This window comes from Shumkonia mesophila, assembly GCF_026163695.1.
Lineage (GTDB): Bacteria > Pseudomonadota > Alphaproteobacteria > Rhodospirillales > Shumkoniaceae > Shumkonia > Shumkonia mesophila.
In genome coordinates this window covers 280,087-303,974 of record NZ_JAOTID010000004.1, presented here as the reverse complement: position 1 = coordinate 303,974, position 23,888 = coordinate 280,087, and the positions used below count along the sequence as shown (strand labels likewise).

The following is a 23,888-nucleotide window of genomic DNA, read 5'->3' as shown; positions in this document are numbered from 1 at the left end:
AAAATTTAAACGCATAGGAGGCAAACGATGAAGAGGCTATTTGGGTTATTGTTGGTTGCCGCTGCGATCGGCATCGTGTCTTCCGGCAGTGCCCAGGCGAAGTACGATCTTCGGCTGGCGACGGTGGTGACCAAGCCTCACCCCTGGATCGACGCCGGCGAATACATGGCCGCTGAGATCGCGAAGCGGACGAAGGGCGAAGTCAAGATCAACGTTTTCCCCGGGGGCGCCCTGGGCACGGACCAGTCGTCTATCGACGAGATGCGCATGGGCACCGTCGATTTCGTGATTGGATCGACCCAGAACGCAGCCCCCTTCATTCCCGAGTATCAGATCTTCAGTCTCAACTACCTGTTCGATAACGTCGCCGCATTCAGCCGCGCGACGGCGAATGGCGGTGCGCTGTTCGCGAAGTTCGCGAAAATCCATGGCGACCGCGACCTCGGATTCAAGCTGCTCGCCTTCACCAGTGGCGGCGTGCGGAACATGAGCAACAACACGCGGCCCATCACGACGCCGGACGACCTCAAGGGCATGAAGATGCGGGTTACCGCGGCGAAGATCGAGGCGGACATCTGGAAGGCCCTCGGCACCCTGCCGACGACTTTGCCGTGGTCCGAGATATACACGGCCGTCCAGACCGGGGTCGTGCAGGGCTTCGAGAGCACCATCAGCGGCTATAAGGGCAGCAAGCTTTACGAGGTCGGGCCCTACCATGCCAAGACCGAGCATCAGGTCATGGTTAGCCACATTTCGATGAGTACCGCGACCTACAACCGGCTGCCGAAGGAATTCCAGAAGATCGTCGAAGACGTCGCGGTCGAGGCCGCCGCCCTCTGCACGAAGAACGGTGACAAATATGACGCCGCCTTCCTCGATGAACTTCAGGCGAAATACGGCGTCAAGGTCAGCGAGGTCGACAAGCGGGCGTTCATGGCGCTCGTCGTGCCGCTGCAGGACGAGTTCGCTTCGCAGAAGAAGATGAAGGACGTTCTCGAGTTGATTCGAGTGGGGCAGAAGTAGCCGCTCCATCGGGGAGGGGAAGGGGGCGCGTCCTCCTTCCCCATTTTTAGGTCACGCCGTGCTGCCAAGGCAGCATGATGAGCGAATCCAAATAAAAAATGATCTTGGAGGCGTCCGTGATAACAAAAATCAACAACGTTGCTGAAAGATTCATCTTAAGTATAGTTGGCCCTGTCTTTATGATTTATATCGTGGCAATATTTTCTCAGGTAGTGGCCCGCAATTACATTCAAATTTCGATCATTTGGTTGGATGAGGTGGCTCGCATGTGTTTCATGTGGACACTGATGCTTGGTGCCGCGGTCGCCGTGCGTCGTCAGGCCCACTATGTGGTCGAAATCGTACCGAAAAGGCTTTTCTGGGCGGCCACGGCCCTGAAGTTTTTCGCGCAGGCGGCGATGCTGCTGTTCATCTGGGTGATGATCTTCCCCGGATCGACCTTCGCTTGGATGGGGTTGCACAGGCTTTCGTCGGCCCTCGAGATTCCGTGGTTCTACATCTACATCTCCTTGCCGATCGCCGGCATCGTGATGGCGATGTTCCTTGTGGAAATCATCGTTGCCGACATTAAGCAGGTGACTATTCGAGTTCAGGGGAAGTAGATCATGTTTCCGGCCATTCTTTTGATTGTGAGCTTTCTTGTCCTGATTTTCGTCGGCGTACCGATTGCCTTCGCCATCGGAATCGCGTGTCTCTTGACGATCTGGGAACTCGGACTTCCGATGCTGTGCGTCGCGAACCAGATGTTCACCAGCATCGATTCCTTCCCGCTGCTGGCGGTGCCCTTCTTCCTGTTTCTGGGCCGGCTGATGAACGACGGGGGGATTACCGACCGTCTGTTGAAGGTCGCCGACGCGTTCGTCGGGAGTGTCCGAGGCGGCCTCGGCCACGTCAATGTCGCCGTCAGCATGCTGTTTGCCAGCATCTCCGGGTCGGCGGCCGCCGACACCGCGAGTATTGGTGCCGTGCTGATTCCGGCGATGAAGAAGGCCGGCTATCCGGTTCCCTACTCGGTGGCGATCACGGCCTGCTCGTCGATCCTTGGCATGATCATCCCGCCAAGCATCCTGATGATCCTTTACGGGGCGTTCGGCAACGTCTCGATCGGCGCCTTGTTTCTCGGCGGGATCGTTCCGGGCGTCCTCATCGGCTTCGGCCAGATGGCCTATACCTATGTCCTGGCGGTAAGGTACGGCTTTCCCGCCAAGCCGCGGACGCCGTTCGGCGAGAAGTGCCGCATCACCGTGCGCGCGCTGCCGGTGCTCCTGCTTCCGGTGATCATCCTGGGCGGCATCACCGGCGGTGTCTTCACCGCCACCGAAGCCGCGGCCATCGCGGTGGCCTACGGACTTGTGCTGGCCCTGGGGTTCTATCGGAATGTTCGTCTCGCCGAGCTGCCCGGCATGCTGAGCGAGGCCGTGGTGACCTATGCCCTGCCGCTGTTCTGCGTGGCGACGGCGGGCGTGATGGGATACCTGATCGCCTATCTCAATATCGCCGAGGACGTCGCCCAGCTGATCCTCTCGATCACCGACAACCCGATCGGCGTCTACCTGATGATCGTCGTATTCCTCCTGATCGTCGGCACGGTTCTGAGCCCGATCACCGCAGTCATCATCTTCCTGCCCATTCTCCAGCACCTCGGTGACGTGATCGGGACCAACCCGATCCAGTTGGGGCTTGTCGTGGTGATCTGCCTGACCATGGGGCAGGTGACCCCGCCCTATGGGATCTGCCTGTTGATCGCCGCCCAGATCGGCGAGGTGCCCGCGATCAAGGCTTTCGCCGCTGCGGCGCCGATCCTGCTGATCGTCCTGGCGGTAGTCCTGATCGGCATCCTCGTGCCGGACATCTACCTGTTCCTGCCGCGGACGTTTCTGCCCGATGCCTTGATCTGAAGCCAATTGTATTGGGCGTCGGGCCTGTATCCGGCGCCCAATGTTAAAGTATATTATACATTATCTGAATCTAATTTGATCTGAGAAAACATATTCAGTGTGAGCCGCAAGACAATTCTTGCGGGAGGGTGGTTTTGTGTAAAATTTCTATATTTTATTTCGATTTCTTTAAATATTGCAGGGCTTTTATTATGATAACAAGAGGAGTAATCGCTGTGAATATTACTACACCTTTGAAGGCTGGGACGGATCTTGGCGCTATCCTGATCCGCGAAATGGAAGCTGAGATCCAGCCGGCGACCGGCTGTACCGAGGTGGCGGCCGCTGCGCTGGTCGTCGCCCGGGCGGTCGAGGCGCTGGGTGCGGCACCGGTGCGGGTGGCCGTCACCGTCAGCGCCAACGTCTACAAGAATGGCCTTCTCGTTGGAATTCCGGGAACCGATTTGCAGGGGATCCAGGTGGCTGCCGCGCTCGGTGCGGTCATCCAGCGCAGCGACGCCAGCCTGGCCATCCTCGACTTCGTCGACGACAAGGCAATTGCGGCGGCGAACGCGATGGTGGCAGCAAACGCGATTACCGTGAAGTTTGACGGGCGCGCTCCGGACGTCGTCTATTTCCGGGCCGATGTCGAGGCGGGGCTGGATCGCGCATCGGCGACGATCCAGGGCACGCATGCCCATTTCATCGAGGTCTCGAAGAACGAGACGGTCGTGTACTCCGCTCCAAAGACGTCGTCCGGAAAAGGTGAGGAAGCGGACCTCGGCGTCTATAGCGTCGCCGAGGTTATCGACGCCGTCATCCGACTGAGCCCCGCGTCGCTGGACTGGCTGATCGAGGCCGCCGAAGTGAACCTCGCTGCCGCCAGGGCCGGCATCGCGAAGCATCAGCCGCTGGGCCGGGCCCTCGCCGGCTGGAAGAACCCGGCGACGGGGGTAGACGCCGGCGCGGCGCGCGTCCAGCTCCTTTCTGGCGCGGCCAGCGAGGCGCGGATGCGCGGCCTGCCGGTTCGGGTGATGTCGCTGTCGGGCAGCGGCAACCACGGCATTGCCAACTTCCTCGGGGTGTACGGTTTCGCGCAAGAGATCGGGGCCGACCGCAAACAACTGGCGCACGCCCTCGCCATTGCATCCGCCATTACGATCTACATCAAGGGGTTCACGGGTCGCCTGACGGCCTTCTGCGGATGCACCATCGCGCCGGCGACCGGAGTGGCCGCGGCAGCGGTCTATCTTTTGGGTGGCGACACCACGCTGATGATCAAGGCGATGCAGTCGGTCATCGGTACGTTCGCGGGTATGCTGTGCGACGGGGCCAAGCTGTCGTGCGCCTACAAGGTGAGCTCGACGGTGATGTCGGCGATTCACTTCGCTCGCCTCGCCATGGAGGGCGCATACTGCCCGGCTGGCGAGGGCATCGTCGGTCGCACCATCGAGGAGACCTTCGAGAATCTGGGCGTGCTCAACCATCGCGGCATGCAGCAGACGGACTCGGTCGTCATCCAGTTGATCGAGAAGAATGCGGGCATGTTGGACTGATGCGAAGGAGCCTGGAGTCATGAGCCGAAGCAAGATCCATAGCGACCGCGCCCCAGCCGCCGTCGGTCCTTATTCGCAGGGAATTAGGGTGGGCAACCTGTTGTTCGTCTCGGGCCAACTGCCCCTCGACCCCGATACCGGAAAGATCGTGTCCGGCGGCCCATCCGCCCAGGCGGAACGCAGCCTTCGCAATCTCGCCGCGGTGGCGGAGGCGGCCGGTGCGGCGCTTGCCGACGCGGTCAAGGTCTCGGTGTTTCTGACCGACATGGCCGACTTCCCGGCCGTGAACGAGGTCTATGGACGGTGGTTCACCGAGCCGTTTCCCGGCCGAAGCACCGTGGCGGTCGCCGAACTGCCCCTTGGCGCGGCGGTCGAAATCGACGCCGTCATCGCGGTTGCTTCACCCTAGCCCGAGACCGGTTCGGGAGGGCGCTCATATCCTCATCGGAGGGGGAGGCTTCGGCCTCCCCCTCCGGGCGCTTTTTCCACACCGGTTTTCACGCTTCACCCACCGGCATGTGATTCGTCCTGGCGCGCGTGATCGCCCATCGATGTCGCGAACGGCAGGGCTATGACGGGAGCCCCGTGGCCACGAAATAGGGGTTCTCGAACCCCGGTTTTCCATAGGAAAGCTCGTGCCCCTCCAGGGTGCGCACGGTTCCGCCTGCGAAGCGCAGGATGGCGTGGCCGGCGGCGGTGTCCCATTCCATGGTGCGGCCCATGCGCGGGTAGAGGTCGGCCTCGCCGGCGGCGACGCGGCAGAATTTCAGCGAACTGCCGACGCTGATTTCCCGGGCGATGGCGAATCCCTTCAGGTAATCGTCGGTTTCCTTCGTGCGATGCGAGCGGCTGACGATGGCGACGACGCCGTCCTCGGGCCGCGGGCGGCAGGAAATTTGGCGCGGCGCGCCTCCGCCCGTGCTGGCGAAGGCGCCGTGTCGGCTGCCCCAAAAGGTGTCGCCGGTGACCGGCACGTGGATGACGCCCAGGACCGGCCGGCCCCCCTCGATCAGCGCGATGTTCACCGTGAAGTCGGTGCCCCTTTTCACGAATTCCTTGGTCCCGTCCAAGGGATCGATCAACCAGAAGGACTGGCCCTTCACCTCCGGCGCGAAGCCGGCGGAGGCCGCCTCTTCGCCGACGATCGGGATGGCATCGGTGATGTCGTTGCGGATCGCGTTGGTGATCAGGGTTTCGGCCCGGCGGTCGGCCTCGGTCACCGGCGAGCGGTCTTCCTTCGAATCCACCGCGAAGTCGCTGTTGTAAACCGCCATGACCTCGATGCCGGCCCGCTCGGCGAGGGCGCGGAGTTGGTCGATGAGGCGCAATCCGATGTCGAGGGCCACGGGCGGTCTTCCTTTTTTGGGGAATTGCGGGATCGGCGGCGGCAAAAATTCACCTTCGCCGCCGCCCTGTCAATGGCCGGAGAATTTCGCGTAAATTCGGTAATTTCGGGGACACCATACTTAATTCGACTTCACCACTTGTCGCGCACTGACGGCAACGTCTTTTGCGAATTAAGTATGGTGTCCCCGAAATTACTCCGAAACTACTGTCCCCGTAATTTCCAGAGGACCGACGGGTCGGCCAGATCCTGATCGGCGATCTCTTCGGCGACGAAGCGCCACGCCTTGAAGCCGCCCGACCAGTGTTCGGCCTTGAGCCCGGCCTTGATCTTCAGGTGGCCCAGGAAGGTCTTGGGATCGGGCAACGTCTCCCACACGGCGGGCAGGAACAGGGCCTTGCGCCCGGCGTCCTCGATGATCAGCCCGTCGACGTGCGGCCGAAGGCTGGCCAGCAGATCGCCCTCATCGGCGACGGCCAGCGGCGACGGGGCGCTGAGCACGGAAACCGACAGCGACAGACCGTCGATCTCGGCGGCGGTCAGCTTCGCAAACCTCGGGTCGCGGAAGGCGGCGGCGAAGGCGTGCTCGGCGACGTCGAGGGCGAGCGGCCGATAGGCCGTCGAGGTGCCGATGCAGCCGCGCAGCTTGCCCTGGCGCTTCAGGGTCACGAACGAGGCGCCGGGCAGCCCGAGATCGGGCGCATAGTCGGCCAGCCGGACCGTGAGCGGACGCCCGTGGGCGAGGCCGTGCTCGACCGAGGCGGCGGCGAGGTGCAGCAACGTCTCGCCATGACGCGCGAGCAGGGCCCGGGTGCGGTCCGCGAAGGCGTCACCTTCCGCCTTTGTGCCGGTGGCCGGCCCCTCCGCCTTGGCGGCGTGACCCGCGGGTTCCAGGAAAAGCCAGCTGCCGTACCCGACCACGCGGTCGCGCGGCCCGGCGGTATCCCCGGAATTGCGCAGATCGACGGTAACCACGGAAAGCCCGCGTCGGCGGGCGAGATTGAGAAGGCCGCCGACCGGGATGCGCCCGCAGGCCTGATCCTGGCCGATGGCGCCGGCATCCAGGCTTTCGATGGCCCGGCTCGTCGCCTGATCCAGCCGGCGGGCGGCGTCGTAGCCGAGATAATGGCTGAGGTCGGAACTGACGACGATCAGCGTTTCCGGGCCGCCCCAGACGGCGTCCAGGACTTCCGCCACCTCGTCGGCGGTGGCCTCGCCCACCACCAGGGGCACCAGCGTGAAATCGCCCAGGATGACCTGCAGGAAGGGCAGGTGGACTTCCAGGCTGTGTTCCTGGAAATGGGTGTCGTCGAAGACATGCACTTGCGGCAGCTGCAACAGGCGCTCGGCCGCTTCGCCATCCACGCGGACATTGCCCAAGGGGGTGGCGAAGGCGGTGGCGCTGCTCAAAGCGAGGCCGCGCACCGCCACCCGGTGACAGGGGCCGAGCAGGACGACGCGGCGGATGTGACCGGCGGCCGGCCGCAGGCGGGCATAGGCGCTGGCCGCCACCGGCCCGGAATAGACGTAGCCGGCGTGCGGCGCGATGATCGCCTTGGGCAGCGGGCCGGCGGGGGGTGTCGCCAGCGAAAGATAGCGCTCGACGGCGTCGGTCAGTTCCCTGGCCGTGCCCGGATAGAACTGCCCGGCGACCGCCGCCTGTCTGATCGAGGTCATGTCCTGTCCCCGCGAATGCCGTTGAATGGACGGATGCCGTTCCGGCATGCCTTCGCATGATTACTATAATATAATTCCGAGGGCGGCGCGCCAGGATTGACGCTCCGCGAAGACGTGATTAACTAAGGACGGAACGCGATTGATGTCGCGCCCCGGATGCTCCGGGATGATGCCTCCGAAGACACGGACAACCTTTGGATCGATACCGGCTCCTCTGCCGGTGAATGCATGACCATGGGCGAAACCACCCACACACTGTCGCCGTCCGACCTCTTTCCAGGCCGCTATTGGCACGCCCTCGATGACGGGCGCGTGCAGTGCGACCTGTGCCCGCGTCTCTGCAAGCTCAACGAGGGCCAGCGCGGCCTGTGCTTCGTGCGCGCCCGCCACGGCGACGGCATGGTGCTGACCACCTATGGGCGCTCCAGCGGCTTCTGCATCGACCCCATCGAAAAGAAGCCGCTGAACCACTTCCTGCCGGGCACGCCGATCCTGTCGTTCGGCACGGCGGGATGCAACCTGACCTGCAAGTTCTGCCAGAACTGGGACATCAGCAAGTCGCGCCAGTTCGACAGGCTGTCCGATCTGGCGAGCCCCGAGGCGATCGCCGAGGCGGCGGTCCGCACGGGGTGTCGCAGCGTCGCCTTTACCTACAACGATCCGGTGATCTTCCTGGAATACGCCGTCGACGTCGCGGCGGCCTGCCGCGAGCGCGGCATCAAGACGGTGGCGGTGACGGCCGGCTACATCTCGAAGGAGCCGCGGGTCGAGTTCTACCGCCACATGGATGCCGCCAACGTCGACCTCAAGGGCTTCACCGAGGACTTCTACGGGCGGCTGTGCACGGCCCGCCTGGAGCCGGTGCTGGACACGCTGAAGTACCTCAAGCACGAAACCGACGTGTGGTTCGAGATCACCACCCTTTTGATCCCCGGCGAGAACGACTCGACGGAGGAACTCGAACGGATGGTGGCCTGGGTGGTCGAGAACCTGGGCCCCGACGTGCCGCTGCATTTCTCGGCCTTCCATCCCGACTGGAAGATGCTGGACACCCCGGCGACACCGGCCGCCACCCTGACCCGGGCCCGCAAGATCGCGACCAACGGCGGGGTTCGCTACGCCTACGTCGGCAACGTCCACGACCCGGCGGCCGACAGCACCTATTGCCACGGGTGCGGGGAAATGCTGATCGGGCGCGACTGGTACGAGCTTTCCACCTGGAACCTGACGGCGGACGGCCGCTGCGGTTCGTGCGGCACGCCGTGCGCCGGCGTCTTCGACGGCCCGCCCGGCACCTGGGGCCGCAAACGCCAGCCGGTCCGCCTCACGGCCGCCTGAGGCCACTGAATATTCTCCCCCTCTCCGCCTTTGGGGGGGAGAGGGCGGGGGTGAGGTGGGGAACGCCGAGGCTCCGCCCACCTCACCCGGCGCTGCGCGCCACCCTCTCCCCCCTCGCGGGCGGAGAGGGTTCTGGCCGTTGTGTCCGCAAAAATCACGATGGACCGAACGACGGATTGCCCTGCAACGGAACCGGATTTGTGGTAAACACGGCCGGCTTTCCCGCTTCCCCACCATGGCGTCCCCGATGTCCAAGAAATGGCTGCTGCTGATTCCGAAGATCCTCATCTCGGCGGCGCTGATCGTGTTCGTGCTCTCGAAGGTCGACCTGGCGGCGGTGAAGGCCCGCGCCTTGCAGGTGGCGCCCGAGATGCTGGTGCTGGCGGCGGCCGTCTTCCTGCTGCAATACGTCGCCTGCGCCTTTCGCTGGCGCTCCGCCCTTGTTCCGCTGGGCGCCCAAGTCCGTTTTCCCCGCCTGCTCCACCTTTTCTACATCGGAAACTTCTTCCACCAGACGCTGCCGGCCTCGGTGGGGGGCGATGCCGTTCGCACCTATCTGGTTTACCGCGACGGTGTCAGCCTGCGCACCGCCATTAGCGCCATCATGCTCGAAAGGGTGGCTACCGTCGCCGCCCTGGTCTTCATGGTGGCGGCGATCCAGCCGGTCTTCATGGGCCGGGTCGGCGAGGCGGCGGGAGCGTGGATCGTGCCGGTGGCCGGCGTCGGGGTGGCGGCGGTTATCGGCGGCATTGTCTTCATCGCCCTCCTCGATCGCATCCCCGAGACCTTCCGGCGGGGCAAGATCATGGCGGCGCTGGCCAACCTGGCCGTCGACACCCGCACCATCTTCTTCTCGCCGCGTCGCGCGCTTACGGCGATCGGCTCGGCGGCGCTCGGCCACGCCACCTTGGCCATGGCGGTATTCGTGCTGGCCCGGGGCTTGAACCTTGCCGTCGGCCCGATCGATGTCCTGGCGCTGTTCCTGCCGGTGTTGTTGATCTCGGCGTTGCCCATCTCGGTCGCCGGCTGGGGGGTCCGCGAGGGCAGCATGGTCTATGCCTTCGGGCTGATCGGCGTGGCCCCCGCCGACGCCCTGGTGATGTCGGTTCTTTATGGCTTCTTCACCCTGGCCGTGGCGTTGCCGGGCGGCCTGGTCTGGCTGGCCAGCGGGACCCGCGCCAAGGACGTCGCCGCCGGCCTGGGCAAGGCCGAAACGCCGGGCATGGCGCACCCCGGCGACTAGTTTTTCCGCCACGGCCCTTCCTTTTGGCGCCATCACTGCTAAATTCAGGGGACCGGGTTCGCCGGGTCGCGTGTTGCGGCCGGCGGAAAACCCGCAGTGATGGCGGTCTGGCCCACCCAGCGGAGGGATAATGAAGATTTCGTTCTCCAAGCCTCAGTTGCCCGAATCGGGCGTTGTCGTGGTCTCTGTCCTGGAGGGGGGCAAGCTGACGCCTTCCGCCGCCGCGCTGGACAAGCAGCTCAAGGGGGCCATCGGGCGCGCCATCAAGGCGGCGCCGCGCTTCAAGGGCAAGAAGGACCAGAGCCTGACCCTGCTGGCGCCCGGGGGATCGAAGCTGGATCACGTTCTGGTGGTGGGCCTGGGCAAGGGGGACGAGATCGACGCGACGCGCCTGCAAGGGCTGGGCGGCCAGATCTATGCCGAATTGGGAACGCGCGGCCACGCCACCGTCGAGGTGGCCGTCGACGCCATCGAGGGATGCGCGATGACCGCCCCCGACATGGCGGCCGAGGTGGCCTTCGGGGCGCGCCTGCGCTCGTACCGTTTCGACAAGTACCTGACCAAGGAAGAGAAGGACGACAAGCCGTCGCTCAAGTCGCTGCGCATCCTCACCCCCGACGCCGCCAAGACCAAGGGCCGCTTCGAGGGCTTGAACGCCATCGCCGACGGCGTTTTCCTGACCCGCGACCTGGTTTCCGAGCCCGCCAACGTGCTTTATCCGGCGACGCTGGCCGATCAGGCCAAGACGCTGACCGAGCTTGGCATCGATGTCGAGGTGCTGGGCAAGGCGCAGCTCGAAAAGCTGGGCATGGGCGCGCTGCTGGGCGTCGCCCAGGGCAGCGTGCGCGAGCCCCGCGTGGTGGTCATGCGCTGGCAGGGCCTGCCCAACGGTGCGGGCAAGGGCAAGGCCGCCAAGGATGCCGAGCCGATCGCCTTCATCGGCAAGGGCGTCACCTTCGATACCGGCGGCATCTCGATCAAGCCGGCCGGCGGCATGGAAGACATGAAGTGGGACATGGGCGGCGCCGGCGTCGTCATCGGCCTGATGAAGGCGCTGGCCGGGCGCGGCGCCAAGGTCAACGTCGTCGGGATCATCGGATTGGTCGAGAACATGCCCTCGGGCAGCGCGCAGCGGCCGGGCGACATCGTCAAATCGATGTCGGGCCAGACCATCGAGGTTCTCAACACCGACGCCGAGGGCCGCCTCGTGCTGGCCGACGTGCTGTGGTACTGCAAGGACCGCTTCAAGCCGCGCCTGATGGTCGACCTCGCCACCCTGACGGGGGCCATCATCATCGCGCTGGGCGAGGAATTGGCCGGCCTCTTCTCCAACAACGACGAGCTGGCCCAGCGCCTGTTCGCCGCCGGCGAGGCGGTCGGCGAGCGGGTGTGGCGGATGCCCTTGGACGACGAATACGACAAGATGCTGAAATCCGACGCCGCCGACGTCAAGAACATCAGCGGCGGGCGCTCCGCCGGGTCCATCACCGCCGCCCAGTTCCTGCAACGCTTCGTCGACGGCACGCCGTGGGCCCATCTCGACATCGCCGGCGTCACCTGGGGCAAGAAGGACAAGCCGACCGTGCCCAAGGGCGGCACCGCCTTCGGGGTGCGCCTGCTGGACCGCTTCGTCGCCGACTTCTACGAAAAGAAGTAGGGCGGCCCAAGGGGCCGGAACCGGGAGGAGGGGCATGGGCGAAATCGCCTTCTACCATTTGCAGAAGTCGCCCCTCGAACGGGTGCTGCCGCGCCTGCTGGAAAAGACGCTGGCGGCCGGCAAGCGCGCCGTCGTCATGGCCGGCTCGGAGGAACGGGTCGAGGCCCTGAACCTCTCGCTGTGGACCTACGGGGACAAGTCGTGGCTTCCGCACGGAAGCCACCGGGACGGCAATGCCGACGAGCAGCCGGTGTGGCTGACGGCGGGGGAAGACAACCCCAACGGCGCCGCCTTCCTGTTCCTGACCGACGGCCGCGACGGGCCGATAGACGCCTACGAGCGGTGCTTCAACCTGTTCGACGGCAACGACGCCGCCGCCCTCCAGGCCGCCCGCGAACGCTGGAAGGCCTACAAGGAAGCCGGCCACACCCTCACCTACTGGCAGCAGACCGAAGCCGGCGGGTGGGAGAAGAAGGGATAAGGACAATCAGGAATCACTCCCTCTCCGCCCCAACGGGGGGGAGAGGGCCGGGGTGAGGTGGGGGATTCTCCGGCGGCGGCAAGGCCCACCTCACCCGGCGCTGACGCGCCACCCTCTCCCCCCGTGAAGGGCGGAGAGGGTTGACTCATCGCTCCTCGCCGGTGCGTCGCGCTAGCAGCAGGGCAAGGCCGGCGCCCGCCACCCCGATCCCTGTCATCGCCAGGTAGGCGCCACCGCCGAAGGCGGCGTAGAGCGGCCCCGACAGCAGGATCGAGGCGCCCATGGCCAGCCCGGCCAGCACCGAGCCGTAGAGGCTCATCGCGGTGGCCGAGAGGGCGGGGGGCACCCGCTGCATGATGAAAGTGATGGCCCCCAGGTGGGTGGCGCCGAAGGTGAGGGCGTGCAGGAGCTGCATGAGGGCCACGGCCGGCAGCGCGCCGGTCAGCCCGGTCACCGTCCAGCGCGCCACGGCGGCCAGGGCGCCGATGAGGATGAGGGCCGACGGACTGAACCGTTTCGTGATGCGGCCGCTGAAGGCGAACAGCACCACCTCGGCGATCACCCCCTCGGCCCACAGGGCGCCGATCGCCGCCTCGGAATAGCCGAGCGTCTTCCAGTAGAGTGTGCCGAACCCGTAATAGACCCCGTGGCTGCTCTGGATCAGCCCGGCGGCGGCCAGGAACAGCAGGAACCCGGGGTTGGCCAGGACCGAGCGCAGGGGCGGGCGGCGGCCGCCGTCGTCGTCGGGCGGCGCCTCCGGCAGCAGCCCGCAGGCCGCCGCCGTCGCCGCCACCAGGCCCAGCAGAAGCCAGAAGATGATGTCGTCGGGCCGTCCGACCAGCGCCCGGCCGCCGATGACCGCGGCGACGATGAAGCCCAGGCTGCCCCACAGGCGGATCGGGCCGTATTGCAGGCCGTGCCGGCGGACCGCCAGGTTGACCAACGTCTCGCCCAGCGGCATCAGCGGCGACCACACCACGGTGAAAAGCACGGTGACGGCGAGGATCGGCCAGAAACCGAGGGTCCAGGCGTAAAGCGCGAAAGCTGCCAGGGCGCCGATGGCCAGCGCGGCGATCAGCCGCCGGCGCCGGCCGGAGCGGTCGCCGACGCCGGCGATCAGCGGCGCCGCGAACAGGCGCACCCCGGCGGCGATGCCGAGCAGGAGGCCGATTTCGGTGGGCTCCAGCCCGCGCGAGACCAGCCATACCGGCCAGAACGGCATGTAGACGCCGATCATGCCGAAGAAGGCCACGTAGAACAGCGACAGCCGGACGGCGATGCCGTATCCGCGCTTCGACCCTGGAGTGCCGTCTGCCATGGTTCGCCGTCCGCTTCGCTGGGGTATCGCGATAACCCACCCGGCGCCGCCGCGCAAGGGGGGCGGGTTGCCCTGCTCGCCCGCTCTGGCTAGGCTGGGGGCGAAAGGGGGGACGCCATGGCCCGCATCACCGTCGTCGGATCGATCGGCGAGGACACCGTCGTGCGCCTGGACGAGCCCTTGCGCGTCGGCGGCCACCTCGAGGGGCGGGGCCTCAGCGTGCGGCTCGGCGGCGGCGGCGCCAACACGGCGATGCCGCTGGCCCTGGCCGGCCATGCCGTGGCGCTGGTGGCGGCGGTGGGGGACGATGACACCGGCCGGCGTCTGCTGGCCGGCCTCAAGGCGGCCGGGGTGGACGCCGGGGCCGTCAAGGTGATCGAGGGCGCGGCGACGACGCGCTCGGTGATCATGGTCGAGGTCGGCGGCGAGCGCACCATTGTGAATTTGCATCGCACGACCGAGCCCGAGCCGCCGGCCCGTCTCGTCGAGTTACCGGCCGACTGGCTCTACGTGCGCAGCCGGGCCCTGAACCTGGCGCCGCTGTTGGCCGAGAAGGCGAAGCATTGCCGGGTCATCGCCCACATCCCGCCCTGCGCCACGGGCGCCCGGCCGGCCCACGTGGTGGTCGGCTCGGCCTCCGACCTGACGGCCGCCGCGCTGGCCGACCCCTGGCAGGCGGCCAAGGCCGTTGCCGGCGACCTTCTGGAATGGGCGGTGGTGACGCGCGGCGCCTGGGGCGCCGTCGCCTACGGCCGCGACGGCCGCGAGATCGAGCGGCGGGCCCGCCAGGTCACCGCGCTCGACACCACCGGGGCGGGGGATTCGTTCGCCGCCGGCCTCATCCACGGCCTGGCCTCGGGCCGGCCCATGGAGGCGGCGCTCGACGTCGCCATCGCCTGGGGCACCGAGGCGGTGCTCTCCGAAGGCTCGCAGCTGCCCCCCGATGCGGTGAAACGGCTGACGGGGTGTTAGGGGCCACTACTCGACAAATTCCAGGTTGTCGATTTCCGCGAAAACATCATTGACGGCTCGCTCGGCGGCTATTCCTGTGACTTTGCCGCAACCAACGGCGCGAATCTCTGAAGTGCCGCCGCTCCAATGGGACCATCCCAGCCTGCCAAATCGCAAGATCAAAATCATGCAGCTTCCGCTAGTGCCAGACACACTAGCCCAATACGCGGTGCCGTGTTTCGTTTTTCTTTTTGTGATGGAATAGTCGTTTCCCTTGGCGCCATATTCATCAAGATTGTGTTGGAAAGCCTGGGATTCGATGCGATTTTCCAGGCTCTGTTTTGGAGGGTGATTCCAATCCCTTTCCCCATAGAGGCTGCTGTAATAGAATACAGGCATTCCATTTAGTTTAATGGTCTCATATCGAGCATCATTGCTTGATACATACGTTCGCTCTTCTACGGAACGTTGGCCTATATATTTTATCTTTGATTGCTCATCTCCTATTTTTTCAAAGCCGCTGCTGGATATGACCTTCCCCGTGACGTCTTTAACCGTGCCGGGATCGGTCGTGACGCAGCCCGATCCGGCAAAGACAATGGAGCAGATGATGATTGCTAGTCGCATCGACGTTTCCCCCATTGACCCAACTACTATTGAGTTGCATAGTTTTTTCTTTTCAACCACGGTATTTTGACGGGGGGACGCTATATTGGCAAGGAACATCTCCGTTATTGGCGTGGTTGCGCCCGCCCTTCTGGCGATCGGCGCCTGTCAGTTGAGCGGGGGGGCCGGGAGCGGTGGGAGTTTGGCCTACCGGACAGACCTGCAGGTTTGTCGGACGGCGATTGCCACTCGTTCCGGGCCGGCGGCGTGGGAGTCCGTTGACGCCTACCAACCCTCGGTCCGCGAGGCGAAGATCCGTGGGTTGAAGGTCGAGGATTGCGTGACCTTGCTGGCCGCAGCGAGGGAAGGCGCAGGGAAGGCCGAGGCGAACAAGGCCGCTGCCGCACCCGCACCGACGGCAAGGGTAACGTCGGGGCCCAGTCAGCCCAAAAGGGCGGGAAGTTCCCTTGCCGCCAACGAAATGACGGTGGCGCTGCAATGGGAGGGCGTCGTGCCGCTGGCCATCGGCCTCATGCGCACCAGTTCATTGACCGACCGCGGAGAGATCATTCTGTCTTTTGGCGAGCCGAAGGTGGAATGCGTTGGGCAGTGGATGTGGGCGCGCGGCAAGTACAGGACCACGAACCCACCCGAGGGGACTTGGTCGGTGGCCTGTAATAACGGCTTAAGCGCAGCCGGCATCTACACAAGCCACAGGCAATGCAACGGCAACGGTTCCGGCTCCGATCCGCAGGGTCGGCGGATTACCTTCACTTTTTCCAACGACGCTCTATAGGGCGGACCGCGACCGACGCTTTGAAGCGTTGTCGGAGGCCGGCCTTCCCTGCTATTGGTGACAAAACCGCCGAGAGGGGCCGCCAGGATGCAGACGACGCCGGAATTCCCGAACCTTTTCATCCTCGATCATCCGTTGATCCTCCATAAGCTCACCCACATGCGCAAGACGACGACGCCGACGCGGGACTTCCGCGGGCTGTTGAAGGAAATCTCGCTCTTGATGGGCTACGAGATCACGCGCGACCTGCCGATGACTACCGAGGTCATCGAGACGCCGGTGGCGCCGATGGAGGAAGCCCCGGTCATCAAGGGCAAGAAGGTGGCCGTCGTTCCCATCCTTCGGGCCGGTACCGGCATGGCCGATGGGCTGCTGGAGTTGATGCCCTCGGCCCGGGTCGGGCACATCGGGCTTTATCGCGACCCCGAGACCAAGCGGCCGGTGGAATACCTGGTCAAACTGCCGGCGGCGCGCGGGCGCACCTTCATCGTCACCGACCCCATGCTGGCCACCGGCTATTCGGCGGCGCACGCCATCGACGTGCTCAACAATCACGGGGTCAAGGACGCCAACATCCGGCTGATGGCCCTGGTCGCCGCGCCGGAGGGCGTGCAGGTGTTGCTGGATGCCCATCCCGACGTGCCGGTCTACGTCGCCTCGCTCGACGAGCGGCTCAACAAGAAGGCCTACATCGTGCCCGGCCTCGGCGACGCCGGCGACCGCCTGTTCGGCACCAAGTGACGCTCTGTGCTTCGCGACGCCTTTGCCCCGACCTCGGGATCGGGACTAGTGGCCTTTACAATTCGTCATTGCCCGGCGAAGTCCGGGCAATCCGGAGTGCCGAAAGGCTGGATGCCCCGGGCTGAACAGCTGCCGCCGGGGCATGACGGTTTGGAAGCGAGCGGACAAAAAGAACCCCCGCCGGGCTGGCCGCCCGGCGGGGGGGTTGTCTGCGTGTGGAGATTGACTACTCGGCCGGTGCGGCTTCCGGTTCGGGGGCGAACAGCGCCTCGCCGGCGGCGCCCTTCTGGCGGCCCGGCATCACCAGGTTGAGGATGACACCGGAAACGGCGGCCAGCGCCATGCTCGACATCTGGACCGTGTCGGTGACGTGGATCACCGCGCCGCCGACGCCGATGACCAGGATGACCGAGGCGATGATCAGGTTGCGCTTCTCGGCGAAGTTGACCCGCCGGTCGACCATGAGGCGCATGCCCGAGGCGGCGATGATGCCGAACAGCATGATGCACACCCCGCCCATGACGGCGGTCGGGATGCTCTGGATGAAGGCCGAGATGACGCCGACGAAGCCGAAGACGATGGCCAGCACCGCGGCGCCGCCGGTGACGTAGACGCTGAACACCCGGGTGATGGCGACGACGCCGATGTTCTCGCCATAGGTGGTGTTGGGCGGGCCGCCGATCAGGGCGGCCAGGCTGGTGGCCAGGCCGTCGCCCAGGAGCGAGCGATGCAGGCCGGGATTGACCAGGAAGTTGCGCCCGGTCACCTTGCTGATCACCGTCTGGTCGCCGATGTGCTCGGCGATGGTGACCAGGGCGACGGGGGCCACCATCAGGATGATGGACAGCGAAACCACCGGCGAAACGGTGACGCCGGGGATCATGAACTCGGGGATCACGAACAGCGGCGCCGTGGCGACCTTGGCGAGGTCGACCAAGCCGAAGGGGATGGCCACCAGATAGCCGCCCAGCACGCCGAACAGGATGGGGATCAGCCCGAAGATCCCGCGCATGAAGGTGGCGAAGACGACCGCGATGCCGAGCGCCGAGAGGGCGACGATGAACTGCTCGGAGCTGTAGGGGCCGCCGGCCGCCTGGCCGGTCGCCATCTTGATGGCGACGGGGGCTAGCCCTAAGCCGATCACCATGATGACCGGGCCGATCACCACCGGGGGCAGCAGGCGCAGCAGCCAATCGACGCCGTATTTGGCGATGAAGCCGGCGACCACCACGTAGACCAGGCCGGCCACCGCGCAGCCAACCAGGGCGCCGTCCAGGCCACCGATGGTCTTGGCTGCCAGGATGGGGCCGATGAAGGCGAAGGAGGACCCCAGGTAGACCGGGATCTTGCCCTGGGTAATGACGATGTAAAGCAGCGTGCCGAGGCCGCTGGAAACCAGGGCGACGGCGGGATTGAGGCCGGTCAGGAAGGGCACCAGCACGGTGGCGCCGAACATGGCGAAGAGGTGCTGGAGGCTGAACAGCAGCCACGGCCCCGGGGCCGGGCGTTCATTGACGTCGAGAACGCATTTTTCGGGCATTGCGGGATTCCCCCCATTTATGGTCGCAGGACCGCGGCCCGGTGGCACCCCTCATGGCCCGATTCCGAAAGCCCGGTCTCGGAGCAAAGGCTTTCGCATATCGGGGGAACGGGATAAAGCCCAATTTTTCCGATATTTTCCCCTAGTTATCCACAAATGGCGGAATCCCTGGGTGGGGCCGATGTTGGAAGACGACCGTGTCAACGATCTTTCCGGTTGCCCAGGGCGACGGTCCGGCGGGGTCAGCCCTGGCCGGCCGCGCGGGCCCGCAGCACGATCTGGGTGATCTCGGCGGGGCTGCCGAGGCGCAGCGGGAAGCCGGGCCACAGGCCGGTGCCGTTGCTGACGTAAAGCTGCATGCCGCCGACCGCATAGAGGCCGGAGACGAACCCCTCGTTGAAGTGCCGCGCCAGCGCCTTGATGCCCGGGATCTGGCCGCCGTGAGTGTGCCCCGAAAGCTGGAGGTCGACGCCGGCCTCGGCGTGCCGCGCCGCCCCGGGCGGCCGGTGCGCCATCAGGACGACGGGGGCATCCTTGGGCGCCCCGGCCAGCGCCGCGCCGATGTCGGGGGCCGTCAGCGCGAAGCCGAAAGCGGCGGCATCGGTGATGCCGGCCAGTACCAGCGAGCGGCCGTTCTGGCCGATCACCACGTGCTCGTTCATCAGTACGCGCATGCCGAGGTCCTCGAAGGCGGCCATCCAGGCGGCGTGGCCCGAGTAGTATTCGTGGTTGCCGGTGATGGCGAAGACGCCGTGCCGGGCCTTAAGCCCCCTGAGCGGCGCCACGTCGGTGGCGCGCCGGTCGGCCGGGCCGTCGGCCTGATCGCCGGTCAACAGGATGACATCGGGATCGAGCGCGTTGGCCTTCTCCACCACGGCTTCGACCCACGGCGCCGCGAACAGGCGGCTGGCGTGCAGGTCGCTGATCTGCACCAGGTTGAGGCCGTCGAGCTCGGCCGGCAGGCCGGGGATGGCGATGTCGAGGGTGCGCACGTCGGGCACGCGGACGGCCTGCCACACCCCGAACGCCGAGAGGACGAGCGCGGCGACGCCGGCGCCCAAGGCCCAGCCGACGCCGGAAACCGAAATCCCCGCCGAAAGGCCCGCCTTGGCGGCCAGCAGGAGGACGACGGCGGCGAGATCCCTGAGCAGCAGCAACCCCGCCAGCAGAATGAAGGCGCCGAACAGCCAGCCGACGGCGATCAGCACCGGGGCGGGAAGTTCCGGCGAGGCCAAGCTGCCGAAGAACGTGCGCACGACGAGGTGCTGCTGGGAGATCGCCAGCAGGGCCAGCGCCGCCAGCCCCTTCCAGGCCGGACCGACCGGCAGCGGCAGGACGAACCGCCAGGCCACGTAAAGGAAGATGGCGAGGGGAATCACATGGAAGATGATCATGGTGCTCAACGGGACTTTGCGAATGGCCGGTCCCTTCCATCGGTTGGCGGCGGGGGGATGGGCGCGGACAGACGCCCGCCCGAGATAAGCAGATCGGGCGGGGTCTTGTCCATGGCGAGGGTCGGCGCAACGCGCCAACGGCCGGGCACGGAAAAGGGGAGAAGGGGCATCCCCCCGCTCCCTCCGTCCGCGGGAGTCAGGCCGTCAGGCCATTGGGCCGAAGAGGGGACAAGCCCGGATGATGGAGCGGCCAGCCTCGAGGCCGGCGCCGCCGGTGGCCAGCCATTGCACCATCGGACGCGCGCGTTTCGCGTCGCTGGTCGAACGCATCCCAATCCTCCGCTTCTTTTGGATGATGCCCGACCCACGACAGGTCGAGCCCTCCGCACGGGTTGGGCCTTAAGCTAATCCCGCTCGCCCCCGGCTGGCAAACGGGGGAGAGGGAATCGCGCCTACTCTGCCTCGTCCAGCGCGGCGTGGGCGGCGAGCCAGGCTTCCTCGGCGGCCTCCAGCGCGCTTCGCGCCTCGGCCATGGCGATCTGCAGCGCGGTGACGCGCTCGGGCGCCCGCGCATAGGTGGCGGGGTCGGCCAGCTCGGCCTCGAGGCGCTTCTTGCACTCGGTCGCTTCAGCCAGGCGTTTTTCGGCCTGCTGGGCGGCCCGTCTTAGGGGGGCTGCGTCGGCGCGCGCCTGGGCGCGGTTGCGCCTCGCCTCCTTGCGGTCGTTGGCCCCGGCCTCGCCGTCGCCGCGCCGGTTGGCCCGGCGCTGTTCGGCAAGGTGGCGGGCGTAATCCTCGAGGCTGCCCTCGAAGGGGGCGCAGGTGCCGTCCGCCACCAGCCACAGGCGGTCGCACACCAAATCGATCAGGTGGGCATCGTGGCTGACCACGATGACGGCGCCGTCGAAGCCGTTCAGCGCCTCGACCAGGGCCTCCCGGGCGTCGACGTCCAGATGGTTGGTCGGCTCGTCCAAGAGCAGCATGTGCGGGTCGGCCCGGCTCATCATGGCGAACAGCAGGCGGGCCTTTTCGCCGCCGGAGAGCGAGGAAACCTTGACGTCGGCCTTGTCCTGGCCGAAGCCGAAGCGGCCGAGATGGGCGCGCACCGCCGATTCGCGGGCATCCGGCATGAGGGCGGCCAGATGGCTGAAGGCGGTGCCGCCCATGTCCAGCTCCTCGGCCTGGTGCTGGGCGAAATAGCCGATGCGCAGCTTGCCGGGCCGGCGCAGCGTCCCCTCCGTCACGTCGAGCCGGCCGCTCAACAGCTTGACCAGGGTCGACTTGCCGTTGCCGTTGGCGCCGATCAAGGCGATCCGGTCGTCCATGTCGATGCGCAGGTTGAGGCGGGAGAGCACCGGCTTTTCCGGCACGTAGCCGACGGAAACCCCGGTCAACGCGATCAGCGGCGGCGGCATCGGCTCGGGGGCCGGAAACTGGAAGGCGGTGGTGTGCTCCTCGATGACCGCGGCGATCGGCTCCATGCGGGCCAGCATCTTGAGCCGGCTTTGCGCCTGCCGGGCCTTGGTGGCCTTGGCCCGGAAGCGGTCGACGAAGGCCTGGATGCGCTTCTGCTCGGCGACCTGGCGGTCGCGCATCCGGGCCTCGCGCACCAGGTTTTCGCGGCGCACCCGCTCGAAGCGATCGTAGTTGCCGGCATAGCGGGTCAGCGTGCGCTCGCTCAAATGGGCGATTTCCTCGGCGACGCGGTTGAGCAGCCGGCGCTCATGGCTGATCACCAGAAGGGTTCCCGGCCAGGCGGCCAGATAACCCTCCAGCCACAGGGTGGCCTCGAGGTCGAGGTGGTTGGTGGGCTCGTCCAGCAGCAGCAGGTCGGGCCTGGCGAACAGCGCCCCGGCCAGCGCCACGCGCATGCGCCAGCCGCCCGAGAATTCCTGGCAGGGACGAGCCTGGGCCGCCTCGTCGAACCCCAGGCCGGACAGGATGGCGGCGGCCCGGGAGGGCGCGGAATGGGCCTCGATGTCGGTGAGCCGCGTGTGCACCTCGGCGATGCGCAGCGGATCGGCCGTCGTCTCCGCCTCGATCAGCAGGCGGGCCCGTTCCTCGTCGGCGGCCAGCACGGTTTCCAGCAGGCTCGACGGGCCGTCCGGCGCTTCCTGGGCGACGCGGCCCACCCGCGGCCGCCCGGCCAGGGTGACCGACCCGCTGTCGGGGGCCAACTCGCCGGAGATGACTCGAAACAGCGTCGTCTTGCCCGAACCGTTGCGTCCGACCAGGCCCACCTTGTGGCCGGCCGGCACGAACAGGCTGGCACCCTCGAAGAGGACGCGCCCGCCAAGGCGTAGCGTGAGGTCGTTGATCGTCAGCATGGCGGCGTCATAGCACGCCCCGGCCCGCCGGAAAACCACGCCTGTTTCGGCCTATTTTGGGGACACCATACTTAATTCGATTTCATCACTCGCCGCACGAGGGGTAACGTCTTTTGCGAATTAAGTATGGTGTCCCCAAAATAAAAGTATGGTGTCCCCAAAATAAACACCGGCTCCGCCCCACCGGCGGAGAGGGCAGGGTGGCCGCCTTTGCGCCCCCTCGGCGGCGGATGGGACACTTGCGTCGCGCCCACGATCTGTCTATAAGGCGCCGGCTCCGAGGGGAGCCCGATGCCCGCGCCCACGCAAAACGGGAAACCGTCGGGGGGCGGGTCTCTTGAGGGAATGTCAGAGAACAAACGAAGCTATTGGAGGATTTTAGGGCATGGCTGTCGAACGGACTTTGTCCATCATCAAGCCGGACGCCACCCGCCGGAACATCACGGGCCAGATCGTCGCCCGTTTCGAAGAGGCGGGGCTGCGCATCGTCGCCCAGAAGCGCATTCACCTGACCCGCAAGCAGGCGGAAGGCTTCTATGCCGTCCACGCCGAGCGGGCCTTCTTCAACGACCTGTGCGACTACATGTGCTCCGGCCCCATCGTGGTGCAGGTGCTCGAAGGCGACAACGCCATCCAGCGCAACCGCCAGGTGATGGGCGCCACCAACCCGGCCAACGCCGAGGCGGGGACCATCCGCAAGGATCTCGGCGTCAACGTGCAGGAGAATTCCGTGCACGGCTCCGACGCCCCGGAAACGGCGCGCGACGAAATCGCCTATTTCTTCGCGGCGACCGAGCTGGTCGGCTGACCTATTCCGCCGCCGCCCCTTCAAGCGGCACGGCACGTCATCGAAACCCCGTCCCGGGCAACCGGGGCGGGGTTTTCGTTCCCGCGCCACGTCACGCCGTCGCCGAACGCACGCAGTTGCGCCCTGACAGCTTGGCGCTGTAAAGCGCGGAGTCGGCCTGCTGCACCAGATCTTCCGGATTGAGTTGCGCTGACGGCACCAGGCTGGCCACGCCGAGGCTGACGGTGACGATGCCCGTGGGCGCATCCGCGTGCGGCAGGGCCAGCGCCCACACCCCCTGCTGGATGTGGTGGGCGGTTTCCAAGGCGTCGTGCCCGCCGGTATTGGGCAACAGCATGACGAATTCCTCGCCGCCGTAGCGCACCGCCAGTTCCCCGGCCCGCCGCCCCGCCTGGGCCAGCGCCCCGGCCAGCGCCTGCAGGCAGCGGTCACCGGCCGGATGGCCGTAGCGGTCGTTGAACTTCTTGAAGTGGTCGACGTCGAGCATGATCAGGGCCAGCGGCGTGCCGGCGCGTTGTCCGCGTTTCCATTCCTGGGCCAGCATGCCATCGAAGGCGCGGCGGTTGGCGATGCCGGTCAGTCCGTCCGTGTTGCTGAGCGCCTCCAGCCTGGTCTTGGCGTCTTCCAGGGCGGCGGTGCGCTCCTCGACGATGGCTTCAAGCTCGCGGTTGCGCTCGTGCAGGCAATTGATCGGGTAGACCTCGTCGTCGCCGCTTGCCAACAGCTGATAGGGGATGGAGATGCCGCTGTGCGCAATCTTCCACTCCCCGTCTTCACGGCGGAAAACCAGTACCAGCCGCGCCGTCTCCCTGGATAGAATGGAATCGGGGATGGGCAGGTGAATGTGGAAAAAGGCGGTGGTGACGACGACGTCCTCGCTCAAGTCCTGCGTCGAGAGGTCCAGCATCTCGATGCGCAGACGGCCGGGCACCTCTGCGAAGTCCTTGCGGGTGATTCGCGCCCAGTGCTCGCGGTCCTTGACGAGGAAATCGCCGCCGCCGGTGTAGCCGCTGAAATTTTCGCTGAAGCGTTCCGTCAAGAGATCGTCGCGCGCGGCGTACATCTCGATGTACTCATCGAACAGGGAACGGATGAGGTCCTGGCGTTTCTGGCGCATAGGATTGTGATTTAATCGGGATGACCAATAAAACAAACGACAATACTGCCTGAGAATAGCAGTTTTCGCGACGTGGCAGAATTCCAGATGACGCCG

At 66.0% G+C, this 23,888-nt stretch carries 22 protein-coding genes; 13 read left to right on the top strand and 9 right to left on the bottom strand.

Translation table 11 applies throughout. The features are described from left to right. The first annotated feature begins 27 nt into the window (after positions 1-27). The 5 genes from ODR01_RS09650 to ODR01_RS09630 all read left to right on the top strand — a co-directional run bounded on the left by ODR01_RS09650 (position 28) and on the right by ODR01_RS09630 (position 4,865). Positions 28-1,023 carry a TRAP transporter substrate-binding protein gene (locus ODR01_RS09650; protein WP_316977428.1) on the top strand — a complete coding sequence of 332 codons (996 nt, stop codon included), beginning with the start codon at positions 28-30 and terminating at the stop codon, positions 1,021-1,023. A gap of 116 nt (positions 1,024-1,139) precedes the next feature. Beyond that, a complete protein-coding gene (locus ODR01_RS09645; protein WP_316977427.1) occupies positions 1,140-1,625 on the top strand; it encodes a TRAP transporter small permease in 486 nt (161 codons plus the stop codon). 3 nt (positions 1,626-1,628) lie between these two features. After that, a complete protein-coding gene (locus ODR01_RS09640; RefSeq protein ID WP_316977426.1) occupies positions 1,629-2,921 on the top strand; it encodes a TRAP transporter large permease in 1,293 nt (430 codons plus the stop codon). A gap of 275 nt (positions 2,922-3,196) precedes the next feature. Then, positions 3,197-4,456 (top strand): L-serine ammonia-lyase, iron-sulfur-dependent, subunit alpha, encoded by a 1,260-nt coding sequence (locus tag ODR01_RS09635; RefSeq protein ID WP_316977425.1) that lies wholly within the window; start codon positions 3,197-3,199, stop codon positions 4,454-4,456. Between the two features lie 19 nt (positions 4,457-4,475). Further along, complete coding sequence (locus tag ODR01_RS09630; protein WP_316977424.1) at positions 4,476-4,865, top strand: Rid family detoxifying hydrolase; 390 nt, start codon at positions 4,476-4,478, stop codon at positions 4,863-4,865. 160 nt (positions 4,866-5,025) lie between these two features. Here the strand turns inward: ODR01_RS09630 and cysQ are convergent, their stop codons facing one another. Next, positions 5,026-5,802 carry a 3'(2'),5'-bisphosphate nucleotidase CysQ gene (gene cysQ / locus ODR01_RS09625; protein WP_316977423.1) on the bottom strand — a complete coding sequence of 259 codons (777 nt, stop codon included), beginning with the start codon at positions 5,800-5,802 and terminating at the stop codon, positions 5,026-5,028. Positions 5,803-6,005: 203 nt separating this feature from the next. Then, a complete protein-coding gene (gene amrB / locus ODR01_RS09620) occupies positions 6,006-7,478 on the bottom strand; it encodes an AmmeMemoRadiSam system protein B (RefSeq protein ID WP_316977422.1) in 1,473 nt (490 codons plus the stop codon). Positions 7,479-7,706: 228 nt separating this feature from the next. Here amrB and amrS point away from each other — a divergent pair, with 228 nt between their 5' ends. The 4 genes from amrS (at position 7,707) to ODR01_RS09600 (ending at position 12,197) form a co-directional block, all read left to right on the top strand. After that, positions 7,707-8,816: an AmmeMemoRadiSam system radical SAM enzyme gene (amrS, locus tag ODR01_RS09615; RefSeq protein ID WP_316977421.1), complete on the top strand. Its 1,110-nt coding sequence runs from the start codon at positions 7,707-7,709 to the stop codon at positions 8,814-8,816. A gap of 247 nt (positions 8,817-9,063) precedes the next feature. Continuing rightward, positions 9,064-10,059 (top strand): lysylphosphatidylglycerol synthase transmembrane domain-containing protein, encoded by a 996-nt coding sequence (locus tag ODR01_RS09610; RefSeq protein ID WP_316977420.1) that lies wholly within the window; start codon positions 9,064-9,066, stop codon positions 10,057-10,059. A 130-nt stretch (positions 10,060-10,189) separates the two neighbouring features. Further along, complete coding sequence (locus ODR01_RS09605) at positions 10,190-11,716, top strand: leucyl aminopeptidase (RefSeq protein ID WP_316977419.1); 1,527 nt, start codon at positions 10,190-10,192, stop codon at positions 11,714-11,716. Between the two features lie 34 nt (positions 11,717-11,750). After that, positions 11,751-12,197 carry a DNA polymerase III subunit chi gene (locus ODR01_RS09600; RefSeq protein WP_316977418.1) on the top strand — a complete coding sequence of 149 codons (447 nt, stop codon included), beginning with the start codon at positions 11,751-11,753 and terminating at the stop codon, positions 12,195-12,197. Between the two features lie 145 nt (positions 12,198-12,342). Here ODR01_RS09600 and ODR01_RS09595 read toward each other — a convergent pair whose 3' ends face one another. Further along, positions 12,343-13,515, bottom strand: coding sequence for a 3-phenylpropionate MFS transporter (locus tag ODR01_RS09595; RefSeq protein ID WP_316977417.1), 1,173 nt, complete (start codon positions 13,513-13,515; stop codon positions 12,343-12,345). 117 nt (positions 13,516-13,632) lie between these two features. On the opposite strand from ODR01_RS09595, the gene ODR01_RS09590 reads away from it, so the two are divergent. Continuing rightward, positions 13,633-14,487, top strand: a complete 855-nt coding sequence (locus ODR01_RS09590) for a carbohydrate kinase family protein (protein WP_316977416.1) — start codon at positions 13,633-13,635, stop codon at positions 14,485-14,487. 6 nt (positions 14,488-14,493) lie between these two features. Here the strand turns inward: ODR01_RS09590 and ODR01_RS09585 are convergent, their stop codons facing one another. Beyond that, entirely contained in the window at positions 14,494-15,093 is a 600-nt protein-coding gene (locus tag ODR01_RS09585) for a hypothetical protein (protein ID WP_316977415.1), read from the bottom strand. A gap of 85 nt (positions 15,094-15,178) precedes the next feature. On the opposite strand from ODR01_RS09585, the gene ODR01_RS09580 reads away from it, so the two are divergent. Continuing rightward, entirely contained in the window at positions 15,179-15,868 is a 690-nt protein-coding gene (locus tag ODR01_RS09580) for a hypothetical protein (protein WP_316977414.1), read from the top strand. A gap of 87 nt (positions 15,869-15,955) precedes the next feature. Continuing rightward, on the top strand, positions 15,956-16,609 hold the full coding sequence (upp, locus tag ODR01_RS09575; RefSeq protein ID WP_316977413.1) for a uracil phosphoribosyltransferase: 654 nt from the start codon (positions 15,956-15,958) through the stop codon (positions 16,607-16,609). 226 nt (positions 16,610-16,835) lie between these two features. On the opposite strand, the gene ODR01_RS09570 is transcribed toward upp, so the two are convergent. The 4 genes from ODR01_RS09570 to ODR01_RS09555 form a co-directional block, all read right to left on the bottom strand. Beyond that, complete coding sequence (locus tag ODR01_RS09570) at positions 16,836-18,149, bottom strand: uracil-xanthine permease family protein (RefSeq protein WP_316977412.1); 1,314 nt, start codon at positions 18,147-18,149, stop codon at positions 16,836-16,838. 242 nt (positions 18,150-18,391) lie between these two features. Continuing rightward, entirely contained in the window at positions 18,392-19,543 is a 1,152-nt protein-coding gene (locus ODR01_RS09565) for a metallophosphoesterase (RefSeq protein ID WP_316977468.1), read from the bottom strand. A 204-nt stretch (positions 19,544-19,747) separates the two neighbouring features. Continuing rightward, entirely contained in the window at positions 19,748-19,873 is a 126-nt protein-coding gene (locus ODR01_RS09560) for a hypothetical protein (protein ID WP_316977411.1), read from the bottom strand. Positions 19,874-19,995: 122 nt separating this feature from the next. After that, complete coding sequence (locus ODR01_RS09555; RefSeq protein WP_316977467.1) at positions 19,996-21,867, bottom strand: ABC-F family ATP-binding cassette domain-containing protein; 1,872 nt, start codon at positions 21,865-21,867, stop codon at positions 19,996-19,998. 385 nt (positions 21,868-22,252) lie between these two features. Between ODR01_RS09555 and ndk the strand changes: the two genes are divergently transcribed. After that, positions 22,253-22,675 (top strand): nucleoside-diphosphate kinase, encoded by a 423-nt coding sequence (ndk, locus tag ODR01_RS09550; RefSeq protein WP_316977410.1) that lies wholly within the window; start codon positions 22,253-22,255, stop codon positions 22,673-22,675. Between the two features lie 91 nt (positions 22,676-22,766). Here ndk and ODR01_RS09545 read toward each other — a convergent pair whose 3' ends face one another. Further along, positions 22,767-23,792: a diguanylate cyclase gene (locus ODR01_RS09545; protein WP_316977409.1), complete on the bottom strand. Its 1,026-nt coding sequence runs from the start codon at positions 23,790-23,792 to the stop codon at positions 22,767-22,769. Between the last annotated feature and the right edge of the window lie 96 nt (positions 23,793-23,888).

Excerpts from the sequence above, each read along its gene's own strand:
- upp (WP_316977413.1), top strand. The coding sequence starts at position 15,956 with ATGCAGACGACGCCGGAATTCCCGAACCTTTTCATCCTCGATCATCCG.
- ODR01_RS09590 (WP_316977416.1), top strand. The coding sequence starts at position 13,633 with ATGGCCCGCATCACCGTCGTCGGATCGATCGGCGAGGACACCGTCGTG.
- ODR01_RS09570 (WP_316977412.1), bottom strand. The coding sequence starts at position 18,149 with ATGCCCGAAAAATGCGTTCTCGACGTCAATGAACGCCCGGCCCCGGGG.
- ODR01_RS09545 (WP_316977409.1), bottom strand. The coding sequence starts at position 23,792 with ATGCGCCAGAAACGCCAGGACCTCATCCGTTCCCTGTTCGATGAGTAC.
- ODR01_RS09560 (WP_316977411.1), bottom strand. The coding sequence starts at position 19,873 with ATGCGTTCGACCAGCGACGCGAAACGCGCGCGTCCGATGGTGCAATGG.
- ODR01_RS09610 (WP_316977420.1), top strand. The coding sequence starts at position 9,064 with ATGTCCAAGAAATGGCTGCTGCTGATTCCGAAGATCCTCATCTCGGCG.
- ODR01_RS09635 (WP_316977425.1), top strand. The coding sequence starts at position 3,197 with ATGGAAGCTGAGATCCAGCCGGCGACCGGCTGTACCGAGGTGGCGGCC.
- ndk (WP_316977410.1), top strand. The coding sequence starts at position 22,253 with ATGGCTGTCGAACGGACTTTGTCCATCATCAAGCCGGACGCCACCCGC.
- ODR01_RS09640 (WP_316977426.1), top strand. The coding sequence starts at position 1,629 with ATGTTTCCGGCCATTCTTTTGATTGTGAGCTTTCTTGTCCTGATTTTC.
- amrS (WP_316977421.1), top strand. The coding sequence starts at position 7,707 with ATGACCATGGGCGAAACCACCCACACACTGTCGCCGTCCGACCTCTTT.
- ODR01_RS09565 (WP_316977468.1), bottom strand. The coding sequence starts at position 19,543 with ATGATCATCTTCCATGTGATTCCCCTCGCCATCTTCCTTTACGTGGCC.
- amrB (WP_316977422.1), bottom strand. The coding sequence starts at position 7,478 with ATGACCTCGATCAGACAGGCGGCGGTCGCCGGGCAGTTCTATCCGGGC.
- ODR01_RS09595 (WP_316977417.1), bottom strand. The coding sequence starts at position 13,515 with ATGGCAGACGGCACTCCAGGGTCGAAGCGCGGATACGGCATCGCCGTC.
- ODR01_RS09650 (WP_316977428.1), top strand. The coding sequence starts at position 28 with ATGAAGAGGCTATTTGGGTTATTGTTGGTTGCCGCTGCGATCGGCATC.
- ODR01_RS09600 (WP_316977418.1), top strand. The coding sequence starts at position 11,751 with ATGGGCGAAATCGCCTTCTACCATTTGCAGAAGTCGCCCCTCGAACGG.
- ODR01_RS09605 (WP_316977419.1), top strand. The coding sequence starts at position 10,190 with ATGAAGATTTCGTTCTCCAAGCCTCAGTTGCCCGAATCGGGCGTTGTC.
- ODR01_RS09630 (WP_316977424.1), top strand. The coding sequence starts at position 4,476 with ATGAGCCGAAGCAAGATCCATAGCGACCGCGCCCCAGCCGCCGTCGGT.
- ODR01_RS09555 (WP_316977467.1), bottom strand. The coding sequence starts at position 21,867 with ATGCTGACGATCAACGACCTCACGCTACGCCTTGGCGGGCGCGTCCTC.
- ODR01_RS09585 (WP_316977415.1), bottom strand. The coding sequence starts at position 15,093 with ATGCGACTAGCAATCATCATCTGCTCCATTGTCTTTGCCGGATCGGGC.